The 13,979-nt window shown below is 72.4% G+C and carries 11 protein-coding genes; 4 read left to right on the plus strand and 7 right to left on the minus strand.

Annotated elements, in window-relative coordinates; translation table 11 throughout:
- Positions 1–58 precede the first annotated feature (58 nt).
- Positions 59–1,396: an isocitrate lyase gene (gene aceA / locus ACT17Q_RS13015; RefSeq protein WP_094181998.1), complete on the plus strand. Its 1,338-nt coding sequence runs from the start codon at positions 59–61 to the stop codon at positions 1,394–1,396.
- A 120-nt stretch (positions 1,397–1,516) separates the two neighbouring features.
- Positions 1,517–3,184: a malate synthase A gene (aceB, locus tag ACT17Q_RS13020; protein ID WP_444662889.1), complete on the plus strand. Its 1,668-nt coding sequence runs from the start codon at positions 1,517–1,519 to the stop codon at positions 3,182–3,184.
- A 175-nt stretch (positions 3,185–3,359) separates the two neighbouring features.
- Here the strand turns inward: aceB and ACT17Q_RS13025 are convergent, their stop codons facing one another.
- Complete coding sequence (locus ACT17Q_RS13025) at positions 3,360–4,115, minus strand: SDR family NAD(P)-dependent oxidoreductase (RefSeq protein WP_444662891.1); 756 nt, start codon at positions 4,113–4,115, stop codon at positions 3,360–3,362.
- Positions 4,116–4,256: 141 nt separating this feature from the next.
- Between ACT17Q_RS13025 and ACT17Q_RS13030 the strand changes: the two genes are divergently transcribed.
- Entirely contained in the window at positions 4,257–5,102 is an 846-nt protein-coding gene (locus ACT17Q_RS13030) for a helix-turn-helix transcriptional regulator (RefSeq protein ID WP_444662893.1), read from the plus strand.
- Between the two features lie 13 nt (positions 5,103–5,115).
- Here ACT17Q_RS13030 and ACT17Q_RS13035 read toward each other — a convergent pair whose 3' ends face one another.
- From ACT17Q_RS13035 to ACT17Q_RS13055, 5 genes are read right to left on the minus strand one after another with little or no spacing between them, the layout of a single operon-like run.
- Positions 5,116–5,772, minus strand: coding sequence for a hypothetical protein (locus ACT17Q_RS13035; protein ID WP_444662895.1), 657 nt, complete (start codon positions 5,770–5,772; stop codon positions 5,116–5,118).
- Positions 5,751–7,055 (minus strand): hypothetical protein, encoded by a 1,305-nt coding sequence (locus ACT17Q_RS13040; protein ID WP_444662897.1) that lies wholly within the window; start codon positions 7,053–7,055, stop codon positions 5,751–5,753. Before ACT17Q_RS13040 ends, ACT17Q_RS13035 begins: the two co-directional genes overlap by 22 nt.
- Entirely contained in the window at positions 7,052–8,374 is a 1,323-nt protein-coding gene (locus ACT17Q_RS13045; RefSeq protein ID WP_444662899.1) for a hypothetical protein, read from the minus strand. Before ACT17Q_RS13045 ends, ACT17Q_RS13040 begins: the two co-directional genes overlap by 4 nt.
- On the minus strand, positions 8,371–9,090 hold the full coding sequence (locus ACT17Q_RS13050) for an ATP-binding cassette domain-containing protein (RefSeq protein ID WP_444662901.1): 720 nt from the start codon (positions 9,088–9,090) through the stop codon (positions 8,371–8,373). The genes ACT17Q_RS13045 and ACT17Q_RS13050 overlap by 4 nt, the downstream gene beginning before the upstream one ends.
- A gap of 54 nt (positions 9,091–9,144) precedes the next feature.
- Entirely contained in the window at positions 9,145–9,639 is a 495-nt protein-coding gene (locus tag ACT17Q_RS13055) for a hypothetical protein (RefSeq protein WP_444662903.1), read from the minus strand.
- Between the two features lie 299 nt (positions 9,640–9,938).
- Between ACT17Q_RS13055 and ACT17Q_RS13060 the strand changes: the two genes are divergently transcribed.
- On the plus strand, positions 9,939–10,109 hold the full coding sequence (locus tag ACT17Q_RS13060; protein WP_444662905.1) for a YegP family protein: 171 nt from the start codon (positions 9,939–9,941) through the stop codon (positions 10,107–10,109).
- An 84-nt stretch (positions 10,110–10,193) separates the two neighbouring features.
- Here ACT17Q_RS13060 and mfd read toward each other — a convergent pair whose 3' ends face one another.
- On the minus strand, positions 10,194–13,808 hold the full coding sequence (gene mfd / locus ACT17Q_RS13065; RefSeq protein WP_444662907.1) for a transcription-repair coupling factor: 3,615 nt from the start codon (positions 13,806–13,808) through the stop codon (positions 10,194–10,196).
- Between the last annotated feature and the right edge of the window lie 171 nt (positions 13,809–13,979).

The following is a 13,979-nucleotide window of genomic DNA, read 5'->3' on the forward strand; positions in this document are numbered from 1 at the left end:
CCAACGTGGTGTCCACGGCCAGCCCGGCCGGAAGAACTGACGGACCCCCGGAGGAGCCATGACCACGCAGACGGACCCGACCGTCGCCCCCACGGGCACGGCGGGCCACCGCCCCGGTGACCAGACGACCACCGCCGAGCAGCTCGAGGCCGCCTGGCAGCTCGACCCGCGGTGGGCCGGCATCCGCCGCACCCACACGGCGGCCGACGTCGTCGCGCTGCGCGGGTCCGTCCGTGAGGAGCACACGCTCGCCCGCCGCGGCGCCGAGCGCCTGTGGGAGCTGCTGCACACACGCACCCACGTCCCCGCCCTCGGCGCGCTCACCGGCAACCAGGCCGTCCAGCAGGTCAAGGCGGGGCTCGAGGCCATCTACCTGTCCGGCTGGCAGGTCGCCGCCGACGCGAACCTGTCCGGGCAGACCTACCCCGACCAGTCCCTCTACCCCGCCAACTCCGTGCCCGCGGTGGTCCGGCGCATCAACAACGCACTCCTGCGCGCCGACCAGATCGACGTCCAGGAGAACGGGCGCCGCACCCGCGAGTGGCTCGCCCCGATCGTCGCGGACGCCGAGGCCGGGTTCGGCGGACCGCTCAACGCGTACGAGCTCATGCACGCGATGATCGCCGCCGGCGCCGCGGGCGTGCACTGGGAGGACCAGCTCGCCGCCGAGAAGAAGTGCGGCCACCTGGGCGGCAAGGTCCTCGTCCCGACGAACCAGCACGTGCGCACGCTCAGCGCCGCGCGGCTCGCCGCGGACGTCGCCGGGGTCCCGTCCGTCCTCGTCGCCCGCACCGACGCGCTCGGCGCGGACCTGCTCACCAGCGACGCCGACGAGCGCGACCACGAGTTCCTCACCGGGGAGCGCACCGCCGAGGGCTACCACCGGGTCCGCCCGGGCCTCGACGCGGTCGTCGCGCGCCAGAAGGCGTACGCGCCGTACGCCGACCTGCTGTGGGTCGAGACGTCGACACCCGACATCGCGCTCGCGATCGAGTTCGCCGAGCGGATCCACGACGCCTACCCCGGCAAGCTGCTCGCGTACAACTGCTCGCCGTCGTTCAACTGGCGTCAGCACCTGTCCGACGGCGACATCGCGCGGTTCCAGCGCGAGCTCGCCGGCCACGGGTACGCGTTCCAGTTCATCACCCTCGCCGGCTTCCACGCCCTCAACCACTCGATGTTCACGCTCGCCCGCGGCTACGCGCAGCGCGGCATGAGCGCCTACGTCGAGCTGCAGGAGGCCGAGCTCGCGTCCGAGGTCGACGGTTACACCGCCACGCGCCACCAGCGCGAGGTCGGTACCGGCTACTTCGACCGCGTCGCGACCGCGATCACCCCCGACAGCGCCACCCTCGCGCTGGCCGGGTCCACCGAGGCGGCCCAGTTCACGCACTGACCCCGCCGACGACCCGCGCGGGGCCCGGACCGGCCCCACCCGGCCACCGGCGCACCGCCGCGCCACCCCGGGCCCCGCGCGCACCCCGTCGTCCCACCTGCCTCACCCTCGGAGACCGCCATGACCGTGATCACCCCCCTGGCCAGCCGCACGCTGCTGACCGACCCCCTGTCCCGCCCGCATCTCGAGGTCACCGGACCTCGCACCACCGGCACCGACGAGATCCTCACGCCCGAGGCGCTCGACTTCCTCACCGACCTGCACGCCCGGTTCGCCGGCCGCCGCCACGACCTGCTGCTCGCGCGCCAGCACCGCCGCGACCGCTGGTCCAACGGCGCCGACCCCGGCTTCCTGCCGCTGACCGCCGGCATCCGCGCCGACCCGACGTGGCGCGTCGCCGGCCCGGGCCCGGGCCTCGAGGACCGGCGCGTCGAGATCACCGGTCCCACCGACCGCAAGATGACCGTCAACGCCCTCAACTCCGGCGCGAAGGTCTGGCTCGCGGACCACGAGGACGCCATGAGCCCCACGTGGTCCAACGTCGTCGGCGGACAGCTCAACCTGTTCGACGCGATCCGTGGGCAGGTCGACTTCACCTCGCCCGAGGGCAAGGAGTACCGCGTCGGCGAGCAGACCCCGACGATCGTGTTCCGCCCCCGCGGGTGGCACCTCACCGAGAAGCACGTCGCCTACGTCGACCGGGCCGGCATGCGCTCGTCGTCGTCCGCCTCGCTCGTCGACGCAGGCCTCTACCTGTTCCACAACGCGCAGGCGCTGATCGACTCCGGCCGCGGCCCGTACCTGTACCTGCCGAAGCTCGAAGGTCACCTCGAGGCGCGGCTGTGGGACGAGGTGTTCCGGTTCACCGAGACGTACCTGGGCCTGCGCCACGGCACCATCCGCGCGACCGTGCTCATCGAGACCATCACCGCCGCGTTCGAGATGGAGGAGATCCTCTACGAGCTGCGCGACCACTGCGCGGGCCTCAACGCCGGGCGCTGGGACTACATCTTCAGCGTCATCAAGAGCTTCCGGAACCGCGGCCCGCGGTTCGTCCTGCCCGACCGGTCACGCGTCACCATGACCGTGCCGTTCATGCACGCGTACACCGAGCTGCTCGTGGCCACGTGCCACCGGCGCGGGGCGCAGGCGATCGGCGGGATGAGCGCGTTCATCCCCAACCGGCGCTCGCCCGAGGTCACCGCGCGCGCCCTCGAGCAGGTCCGCGCCGACAAGCAGCGCGAGGCCGGCCAGGGGTTCGACGGCACGTGGGTCGCGCACCCCGACCTGGTGCCCGTCGCTCGCGAGGTGTTCGACGAGGCTCTCGGCGAGCGCACCGACCAGCGGCACCGTCTGCGCGAGGACGTGCACGTCACCGAGGCGCAGCTGCTCGACATCCCGTCCGCGGGTGGCGCGTCGCCCGGCGCGGTGACCGACGAGGGCCTGCGCGGCAACGTGTCCGTGGCCGTGCGCTACCTCGAGTCGTGGCTGCGCGGCGTCGGGGCCGCGGCGATCGACGACCTCATGGAGGACGCCGCGACCGCCGAGATCTCCCGGTCCCAGGTGTGGCAGTGGGTCCACCAGGAGGTCCGCACCGGGTCCGGCACGCGCATCACCGCGGACCACGTCCGCTCGGTGCTCGCGTCGGTCCTGGCGCAGCTGCCTCGCTCGTCGGACGACCGGTTCGACGACGCGGCCGCGCTGTTCGAACAGGTCGCGCTGGCCGAGGACTTCCCGACGTTCCTGACGGTCCCCGCCTACACCCAGCACCTGGTCACGCCCCGCTGAACAGCCCGGCCCCGTCCCGTCCCCACACCGCGACCCCGCGGTTGCTCCGGCTTCCAGCCCCCATTCCCGGAGCAACCGCGGGGTCGTCGGTCTGCCCGACGACGAGCCCGCGGTTGCTCCGGCTTCGGCTCCTCTTGGCCGGAGCAACCGCGGGGTCGTCGTGGCCGGGCGTCGGTCAGAGGAGCTGGCCGCCCGAGGCCTCGATGCGCTGGCCCGTGACCCAGGACAGCGACGACGAGACGATCGCCGCGGCAGCGCGACCGATGTCGTCGGGCTCCCCGACCCGGCCCATCGCGCTCCCGCCCGCGATCATCGCGCGGTACCGCTCGTCGTCGCGGATGACGCCACCGCCGAAGTCCGTGGCCGTCGCGCCCGGGGCGATCGCGTTGACCGCGATGCGCCGCGGACCGAGCTCCTTGGCGAGGTACCGGGTCCACACCTCGACCGCGCCCTTCATCGCCGCGTACACGCTGTAGCCGGGTGCGCCGACGAAGCGCGTCAGCCCGGTCGACACGTTGAGCACGTGCCCACCGTCGGCGAGCAGCGGCGCGACCTCCTGCGTGAGCAGCACAGGCCCGCGCACGTGGATCGCGTAGAGCTCGTCGACCGCCGCGGCCGTGGTCCCGCCGAGCGGGGTGTGCGCGGCGACGCCGGCGTTGTTGACGAGCACGTGCAGCCCCGGCGCGCCCCACCCGGCGAGCACGCCGCGCAGCGCGTCGACGAACGCGGCGAACGTCTCCGGCGCGGACGTGTCGAGCGCGAGCGCGGCGGCCCGGCCACCGGCCGCGTGGATCTTCGCGACGACCTCGTCGGCCGCGGCGACGCCGTGCACGTACGTCACGACGACGTCCGTGCCGTCGGCCGCGAGCGCGAGCGCGGTCGCGCGGCCGAGCCCGCGTGAACCACCCGTGACGAGTGCGGTGCGAGTCATGTGGGTTCCTTCCCTGGTGGTGGCGCCCCGGATCCGGGTGCCTCCCCACCGTGCGGCGCGGCACGCGGCGCATCCAGGCCGAGGTCATCCAGGGACCGGCGATCCCTGGCTGCCGCTCGTGGTCCGCGCGACGATGCACGCATGGATCGACCCCAGCTCGCCGACTTCCTGCGCGCACGACGCGCCGCGCTGCAGCCCGAGGACGTGGGCCTGCCCCGCGGACCGCGGCGCCGCACCGCCGGGCTGCGCCGCGAGGAGGTCGCCGCGCTGTGCGGCATGTCCGCCGACTACTACGGACGGCTCGAGCAGGGCCGTGGACCGCAGCCATCCGAGCCGATGCTCGCCGCGATCGCCCGAGGTCTGCACCTCACGCTCGCGGAGCGCGACCATCTCTTCCGCCTCGCGGGCCACCACGCACCGGACCGCGCGAGCCGCGCCGACCACGTCGCCCCGGCCGTGCAGCGCATCCTCGACCGGCTGCAGGACACCCCCGCGATGGTGGTCACCGAGACCGGCGAGACCCTGGTGCAGACACCCGCCGCGATGGCGCTGCTCGGCGACCAGACCCACTACACCGGGCTCGAGCGCTCCACCCCGTTCCGCTGGTTCACCGACCCCGCGTCACGCGACGTCTACCCGGCCGAGGACCACGACGAGCGCGCCTCGACGTTCGTCGCCGAGCTCCGCGCCGCCTACGCACGCGGCGGCGCAGGGTCCCGGGCCGCGCGCCTGGTCGACGCGCTGCTCCGCCGCAGCGAGGAGTTCGCGACGATGTGGGCCCGCCACGAGGTCGCCGACAAGCGCAGCCGCACCAAGCGCATGCAGCACCCCGACCTCGGCGTGCTGACCCTCGACTGCCAGACCCTCCTCGACACCGACACCGGTCAGCGCCTGCTCGTCTTCACCGCGAGTCCCGGCACCCCCGACGCCGACAAGCTCGCCCTCCTCACGGTCCTCGGTCCCCGCCAGACGACCGCCGCCCCCTGATGCTCGTCTGCCCTCAGCGACGAGCGCGCCGGAGGTAGCCGGGGCTGCGCGGGTCCCCGACGGCGAGCGCCAAGCCGACCACCGCGACGACCGCCGCGACGACGAGCTGCTCGGTCGACGCGGTCTCGCGGAACGACATCGACCACGGCGCCCACTCCGAGCTCTCACCGGGCGTGACCATCGCCGCCGCGAGCGCCACGACCGCGGGGACGAACACGTACACCGGGCCCGCGAGCGCACCGACCGCCGCGCAGATCCCGCTCAGCAGCAGCAGGTTGCGCAGGCACGCCGCCAACGGCAGTCCCGTGCCGAGCCGCGACCCGAGCAGCACGATCCCCCAGCTCACGACTAGCGTCAGCGCGTAGCACGCCGCCCGGACCGCGAGGACCCGCCCGTTGCGGAACACGACCGGCGTGGGCGCGACGCCCTGGCAGATCCCCACAGCCACAGCCATGAGCAGCGGCACGGCGACGAGCACCCGCAGCTGCGGGTTGAGCTCGAGCGGACCGAAGTGCGAGATCCGCCCATCCGGGAACGCCACAGTCAGCACCACCGCGAGCGCCAGCACCGGCACGGTCGAGTACCACCCGGTCGACGCGAGCACCGCCCGCACCAACCGCAGCGGGCGGACAGCGCTGCTCGCAGCCGTCATCTGAACGGATACGTGCACGTCCGGAACTCCCTCATCAGTCGATCCACCTCGTCGGAATCCAGGCTCCTGTACGGCGCCTGCTCGGCCACGAGCGCGGGGTCGACGAGCTCGAGCCACGTGCTCTCCACGTTGTACGACTCGGCCGAGAAGGCGTCCGAGGTCGGCACTTCGCCGCCTCGTTCATCGCAGTACCACGGGTCGACGAGATCCAGGACAAGACTGCGCGGTGTAACGGGCTCACCGATGAGCGGTTCGTCGAGGAGCAGCGACGCCCCGTGCCACTCGATCTCACCACCGGTCACCTCACGCACCTCGCGTGGCACGAGCGAGTGGTACCCCGCCTGCCGCGCAGCCTCAAACATCCGGGCGAGCTGCGTGTTGACCTCAGCCTGTACGCGCGCATGCTCGGGGTACATGCAGACCGGGACGCCCGAGACGTCCTCGCACAGCGACGGGGGCTTCCCCGTGTAGACCAGGCGGCTGCTCGGTCCGACCGAGCCCGCGACGACGACGAGACCGACGGCCACGACGGCGACCGCGCCCTCACCGACCCTCCGCCACCCGCTCCTGGCCACACCCCGACGCATCATCAGGCACGCCAGGATCAGCAGGGAGAGCATGACGACCTGACTGCCGAGGTAGACGACACTGTACGAACGCCCCACACGCGGGTTGAGCGAGGCGCCGGCGTACAGCAACGAGATGTGCTCGGTCCGCGCGGAGAACATGGACACGCCGACCAGCGCGATGACCGCCGCGAGGACGCCACCCAGGATCGGTCCCAGCGCCCTCCCCACCAACGCGCCCAGGGCAGCGAACAACGTCAGCATCAGCAGGTGGACGCCCACCCCGAGGAGCGCCCGCGGGTCCACGGACGGGGGCACCTCGACAAGCGCCGCGACGACGATCGCCGCCACGTTCGTCCCGCCGACGCCGACCGCGTATGCCCATGTCACGGCCGCAGCCGGTGAGCGCCACCACCTGTGGTCCTCGAGATGACGCGTGCCGACCGACAACCGGGCCAAGTCGATCGCAGCAGCACCGGCGACGACCGGTGCCACCGCGACGTGGCCGATCGGGATCCAGTCGATGATCCACAGCAGATCCGCACGCCATGGGGCGCCCCGCATCGCAAGCACGCTCGCGTTCACCCCAGCGACGATGAGCATCGCCCACGGGAGCACCCCATTACGCATCACGAACCAGACCGGGACCACGAGTCGTCCCGGCGGTCGACGCCTGGCACGCTCGTCGTCGGTCGGAACCTCCTGAGGCCGTTCGGCGAGTGTCGCGGCGCTCATCGGGAGGACTCCCCGCACGCGCGGAGGTCCGCCATGACTCGAGCTGCGTCCTGCGGCGTCAGCTGCGGGCCAGCGGGTCCGGACACCGAGGGCTGCTCCGACTCGATGAGCGCGAGCCACGTGCTCTGGAGCGCCAGCGCGTCGGCGGCGAACCGCTCGTAGTCCGACGTCTCACCGCTCCCGTCCATGCAGTGATAAGGGATGACGACGTCCTGGACGAGCGTCTCGACGTCCACAGCCCCGCCACCCAGCGGCCCGTCGAGCAGGATCTGAGGTCCCTTCCACGACGTGACGCCGCTGCTCGGGACCTCTCGCACCTCCCGGGGCACGAGGTCGTCGTACCCGGCGGCGCGCGCGCCGTCGAAGATCCGAGACAGCTGCGCGGCGACCTCGCCCTGCAGGCGCGCGTGCTCGGCGTAGAGACACACCTTGACGCCCACGACGTCGGAGCAGAGGTCCGGTGGCGTGTCCGTATGGGTCAGCCTGCTGCTGGGTCCGACGAACGCCGCGACCACGACCGCCCCGACCGCGATCGCAGCGACCGAGCGCTCCCCCGCTCGACGCCAGCGTCCACGAACGACCCCGGGGCGCATCAGCACCAGTGCCACCACCAGTCCCGACAGGAGCCCGGCCTGGCTGCCGAGGTACGCGACGTCATAGCTGCGTCCGACGCGTGACACGACCGAGGCGCCCGCGTACAGGAGAGCGATGTGCTCGGTCCGCGCCGACAACAGGTAGATGGCGGTCAGCGCGAGGATCGCGGCGAGGACCCCACCGAGAACGGGTCCGAGCACCCGGCCGACGAGCGTGCCCAGCGCCGCGAACAACGCCAGCATGAGTAGCTGAACCCCTACCCCCAGCAGTGCCCGTGGGTCGAGCCTCGGCGGCAGGTCGATCACTGCTGCGACGAGCATCGCCGTCACGTACGTCCCACCGACTCCGGTCGCGTACGCGAGCGTGATCACTGATCCCGGAGACCGCCACCAGCGGATGTCCTCGAGGTGCCGCGTGCCCACGCTCAGACGGGCAATGTCGATCGCTGCGCCACCGGCCACCACCGGCGCGATGGCGAGGTGACCGATGGGAAGCCAGTCGACGATCCACAACAGGTCCCCACGCCACGGAGCACCGCGCATTCCCAGCACTGCTGCGCACACCACGGTGACGATCAGCATGACCCAGGGCAGGACACCGTGGCGGGCGACGAACCACACCGCGTCGGCGGTCCGCGCGGCCGGGGCCGGGTGCGGGCTCGCCCGCGAGCCCGCAATCTGCCGAACCGAGCCAGGAGTCGTCGCCTGGCCCGCGAAGACGCTCACGCCGACACCCTGTCTCGGACGACTGACAGGAAGCCTCGTTCCACGGATTCGGAGGACACAGCCGTCCCGCCTCCGCGCTCGGCGAGCTCGTCTACGCTCCCTTGGAACGCGTCGGAGCCGTCGGCAAGTATCAGGACCCGCTCCGCTACCGCTGCGACGTCCTCGGCGAGATGGGTCGACACCAGGACCGCGTGTTCTCGTCCGAGCGTCGCGATCAGCTCTCGCAGCTCGGTGCGCTGCACCGGGTCGAGTCCCACCGTGGGTTCGTCCAGCACCACCACGCCTGCCGAGCCGATCAGCGCCTGTGCGACCCCCACTCGACGACGCATGCCACCCGAGAGCGCTCCGAACCGCCAACCGGCACGGTCTTCGAGACCGACCGCCCGGAGCGCCTCGCTGATCTCGTGGTCCGTGATCGGAGTCCGCCTGCTGCTCCGGCACCACGCCACGAACCGTAGGTAGTCCGTGACACGCACCCGGCGCGGCGCATCGAAATCCTGAGGCAGGTAGCCGGGCGGCATCGGCCGACCACCGGAGCGTTCGATCTCCACCCGTCCGCGAGTCGGTGCGAGCACGCCCACCACCGCGCCCATGAGCGTCGACTTCCCCGCACCGTTCGCGCCCAGCAGCGCCGTCACACCCACGTCGAAGCGAGTGCTCACCGGTCCGAGCTCGAACCTGCCGCGACGGGCGACCATGTCCTCGAGCAGCACCATCATCGATCCCCCCCGCCGGCGCGGCGGCCCGTCACAGGCCGCCGCGCCTGGTGACTAGTAGTTCAGGTACGAGTAGAAGGACTTGCCCGCCGAGCAGACGTCCGGCCGTGAGGGGATGTCGAGGCAGGTCTTGATGAACGCGTCCACACGCACCGTGACCGGCTTCATCGTCACGGAGTAGGTGTGCACCGGCTCGGACGCGATGGCGAGCCACTCACCGCTCTCCCTCGTCCCGCTAGCCGACTTCGAGGCCTTCTCGTAAGGACCGAGGTTCCCGATGGCCGCGATGCTCTTGAGGTGGACGTAGACCTTGTGGTCGTCGGCGTTGCTGAGCTTGTACCGCGCGTCCACGATCTTGGAGATGGCCGTGCGAGATCCCTTCGACGCGGTCCAACTGCCGAAGGTCTTGCCCGTGCTGCCGTAGCCGCGGGCGACCTGCGGGGACGACTTCGTCGCGTAGGCGACCGCCGCCGCGCCGGCCGCCGGGCCGCAGACCGCGATGCCGACGACGACGGCGATCACCGCCATCACCCGGCGACGCTTGGACATAGGTGTACCCATGTGTTCCCCCTACTTCGGTCATACGTGGGAGCGCCGCAGCCGTGCGGCGCTCGCCGGTGGGAACGATCCCACGCGGCCGAGACGAAAACTAGTGGGAGACCGACAAACGGGACAACGGGTGCGTCGCTGCCTGTGGACAACAAGGCGACAGGCGTCACCCCCGCGCGCGCACAAGCGACCGATGACCACGCCCACACGGGTGAATGCCCGAGCGCCGTCTGCCTGACGGGCCGCCCAAAGGTGTTGGGTAGTCGCGTCAGGCAACGGCGCTTGGATGGAGCAGTCCCATGAGGTTCGAGATCGTCAAGAGCGACAACGGCAAGTGGTTCTTCCGGATCGTCGCCCAGAACGGCAACGTGCTGGCGCACAGCCAGCAGTACACCGAGAAGGCGTCGGCGAAGTCGACGGTCGAGTCGATCAAGAAGAACGCCGCGGACGCGGACGTCGTCGAGGCCTGACCGCGCGCCGCGAGCGGCCGCGAGCAGCGATGAGCTGAAGCGGCCGAGGCGAGGCGGCCACGGGCTGCCCCGCCTGCGCGCCGGTCAGCGGGTGGTGCCGACCTGGGCTGCGGCGGAGACGTCGTTGAGGACGACCGCGTCGATCAGCTGGCGGCACCACGTGAGCACCTCGCGGCCGTGCAGCGGCTTGCCGCCGATGCGCGCGGTCGTCGGGAACGGCACGAGCACGGTGCGCAGCGCGGGCTTGAGGACGGTGCCCGGGTAGAGCCGCTTGAGGCGCAGCTGCGCGGACTCGGGCAGCTCGACGGGTGCGAAGCGCACGAACTTGCCCTGCGCGGTGATGTCCGACAGGCCGGCTCGTCGGGCGTGCTGGCGGAACTGCGCGACCTCGAACAGGTTGTCGACGGCCTCGGGCACGGGGCCGTAGCGGTCGACGAGCTCGGCGTGCACCTCGCGCAGCGCGGTGTCGTCGGTGGCGACGGCGATCTTGCGGTACGCCTCGAGGCGCAGCCGCTCGTGCGCGATGTAGTCGTGCGGGATGTGCGCGTCGACGGGCAGCTCGATGGTGACGTCGGGCAGCTCCTCGGGAACGTCGTCGCGGAACGCTGCGACGGCCTCGCCGACCATGCGGATGTACAGGTCGAAGCCCACGCCCTCGATGTGCCCGGACTGCTCGCCGCCGAGCAGGTTGCCCGCGCCGCGGATCTCGAGGTCCTTCATGGCGACGGCCATGCCGGCGCCCAGGTCGGTGTTCGCGGCGATGGTCTGCAGGCGGTCGTGGGCGGTCTCGGTGAGCGGCTTCTCGGGCGGGTAGAGGAAGTACGTGTAGGCCCGCTCACGGCCGCGGCCGACGCGCCCGCGCAACTGGTGCAGCTGCGACAGGCCGAGACGGTCGGCACTCTCGAGGATGAGGGTGTTGGCGTTGGAGATGTCCAGGCCGGTCTCGACGATCGTCGTGCAGACCAGCACGTCGAACCGCTTCTCCCAGAAGTCGACGATGACCCGCTCGAGCTGGTGCTCGCCCATCTTCCCGTGCGCGACGGCGATGCGGGCCTCGGGCACCAGCTCGTTGAGGCGCGACGCGACGCGTTCGATCGACTCGACCCGGTTGTGGACGTAGAACACCTGACCCTCGCGCAGCAGCTCGCGGCGGATCGCGGCGGAGATCTGCTTCTCCTCGTACGGCCCGACGAACGTCAGGACGGGGTGGCGCTCCTCGGGCGGGGTCGCGAGCGTGGACATCTCGCGGATCCCGGTGACGGCCATCTCGAGCGTGCGCGGGATGGGGGTGGCGGACATCGCGAGCACGTCGACGTTGGTGCGCAGCGCCTTGAGCGTCTCCTTGTGCTCGACGCCGAACCGCTGCTCCTCGTCGATCACCACGAGCCCGAGGTCCTTGAACCGCACGCCGCCCGTGATGAGCCGGTGCGTGCCGATCACGACGTCGACGGACCCGTCGGCGAGACCCTCGAGGATCTCCTTGCTCTCCTTGGCGGTCTGGAACCGCGAGAGCGCCTTGACCGTCACGGGGTACGGCGAGTAGCGCTCGGCGAACGTGTCGAAGTGCTGCTGGACCAGCAGCGTCGTCGGGACGAGGACCGCGACCTGCTTGCCGTCCTGCACGGCCTTGAACGCGGCGCGCACCGCGATCTCGGTCTTGCCGTAGCCCACGTCGCCGCACACGAGCCGGTCCATGGGGATCGGCTTCTCCATGTCGGCCTTGACCTCGTCGATCGTCGCGAGCTGGTCGGGCGTCTCGACGTACGCGAACGCATCCTCGAGCTCGCGCTGCCAGGGCGTGTCCGGGCCGAACGGGTGGCCCGGGGTGGCCATGCGCGCCGAGTACAGGCGGATCAGCTCGGACGCGATCTCCTTGACCGCCTTACGCGCCCGCCCCTTCGTCTTGGCCCAGTCCGCGCCGCCCATGCGGTTGAGGCTGGGCGCCTCGCCGCCCACGTACTTGGTGACCTGGTCGAGCTGGTCGGTGGGGACGTACAGGCGGTCGCCGGGCTGGCCGCGCTTGGACGACGCGTACTCGATGACGAGGTACTCGCGCGTCGCGGCGGCCGCGCCGGAGCCGATGGTGCGCTGCACGAGCTCGACGAACCGCCCGACGCCGTGCTGCTCGTGCACGACGAAGTCGCCCGCGCGCAGCTGGAGCGGGTCGACGACGTTGCGGCGCCGGCTCGGCATGCGGCGCATGTCGCGCGTGGACGAGCCCGCGCGCCCGGTGAGGTCCGCCTCGGAGAACACCGCGAGGCGCTGGGCCTCGGCGACGAAGCCGGGTCCGACGGGCGCGGGCGTGACGAGCACGACGCCGCCGGACGGCTCGGAGTCGATGGTCGCGACGAGCCGCGCGGGGCAGTCGGCGGCCTTGAGCTGCTCGACCATGCGCTGCGCGGGGCCGTGCCCCTCGGTCGCGAGCACGAGCCGCCAGCCGGCGCGCTGCAGCTCGCGCACGTCGGCGACGGCGCGCGCGACCTCGCCGCGGTAGCGCTCGACCTCGCGGGCGGCGACGACGAGCGTCTCCACGCCGTCGGTGTCGCGCACGGGTGCGGCGGCGCTCTCGTCGTCGGCCCCCGCGTCGAGCGTGAAGCCGGACAGCGTCCACCAGCCCAGCCCGCGCACCTGCGAGAGCGCGCGGACCTCCGCGAACGTCGCGAACGACGCGGCGGACAGGTCGAGCGGCGTCGCGGCACCGGCCGCGGCCGACGTCCACGCGGCCTCGAGGAACTCCTGCGTGGTCGCGACGAGGTCGTGCGCGCGCCGCCGGATGCGCTCGGGGTCGGCGAGCACCAGCAGCGCGTCGTCGGGCACGAGGTCCAGCACCGGGACCATGCGGTCGACCAGCACGGGCGCGAGGGACTCCATGCCCTCGACCGCGATGCCCGCCGCGAGCTTGTCGAGCATGTCGATCGCACCCGGCAGCTGCGGCACGAGCGATGCCGCCCGCTCCCGCACCGCGTCGGTCAGCAGGATCTCGCGGCACGGCGGGGCCCACAGGCCGTGGTCCGCGACCTCGAGCGAGCGCTGGTCCGCCACGGAGAACCAGCGGATCTCCTCGACCTCCTCGCCCCACAGCTCGACGCGCAGCGGGTGCGACTCGGTCGGCGGGAACACGTCGACGATCCCGCCGCGCACGGCGAACTCCCCGCGCTTCTCGACCATGTCCACGCGGCTGTACGCGGCGTCCGCGAGCCGCTGCGTGAGGTCGTCCATGTCGACCGTGTCGCCGACCGCGACCTCGACGGGCCGCAGCTCGCCGAGCCCGTCGACGACGGGCTGCAGGAGCGCACGCACGGGCACGACGAGCACGCGGATCGGCCCCGCGGGGCCTCGCTCGGGCGTCGGGTTCGCGAGCCGGCGGAACACCGCGAGGCGCCGCGCGACGGTGTCGGCTCGCGGCGACAGCCGCTCGTGCGGCAGCGTCTCCCACGCGGGCAGCACCGCGACGTCGTCGTCCGGCAGGTAGCAGCGCAGCGCGTCGGCGAGCTCGTCGGCGTCGCGTCCCGTCGCGGTCGCCACGACGAGCGGACGCCCGGCCTCGTGCCCGCCCGCGCCGGCGAGCGCCGCGAGCAGCGGGGGCCGGATGCCCGCCGGTCCGACGACGTCGACCTCGCCCCGCGCGGGCACGGCCTCGAGCGCCGCGGCGGCGGCCGGGTCGGCGAGGAGGGCGGGCAGCAGTCCGGTGAGGTCCATGGGTCCTTCACGTTCGTCGGGCGGGCAGCGGTCGCGGGGCTCCTCGGGAGTGCCGCGGGCAGCACGAGCACCCCTGCTCCGGCGACGACGAGGGCGCGGGACCGGGCGAACCGGTCGGCGCGCACCGCTGCCACGCGGGGTCAGGGGCGTCGTCAGTGTACGAGCCGCCAC

The sequence above is a fragment of the Cellulomonas sp. CW35 genome, from assembly GCF_052378485.1.
In the GTDB taxonomy this organism is placed as follows: domain Bacteria; phylum Actinomycetota; class Actinomycetes; order Actinomycetales; family Cellulomonadaceae; genus Cellulomonas; species Cellulomonas uda.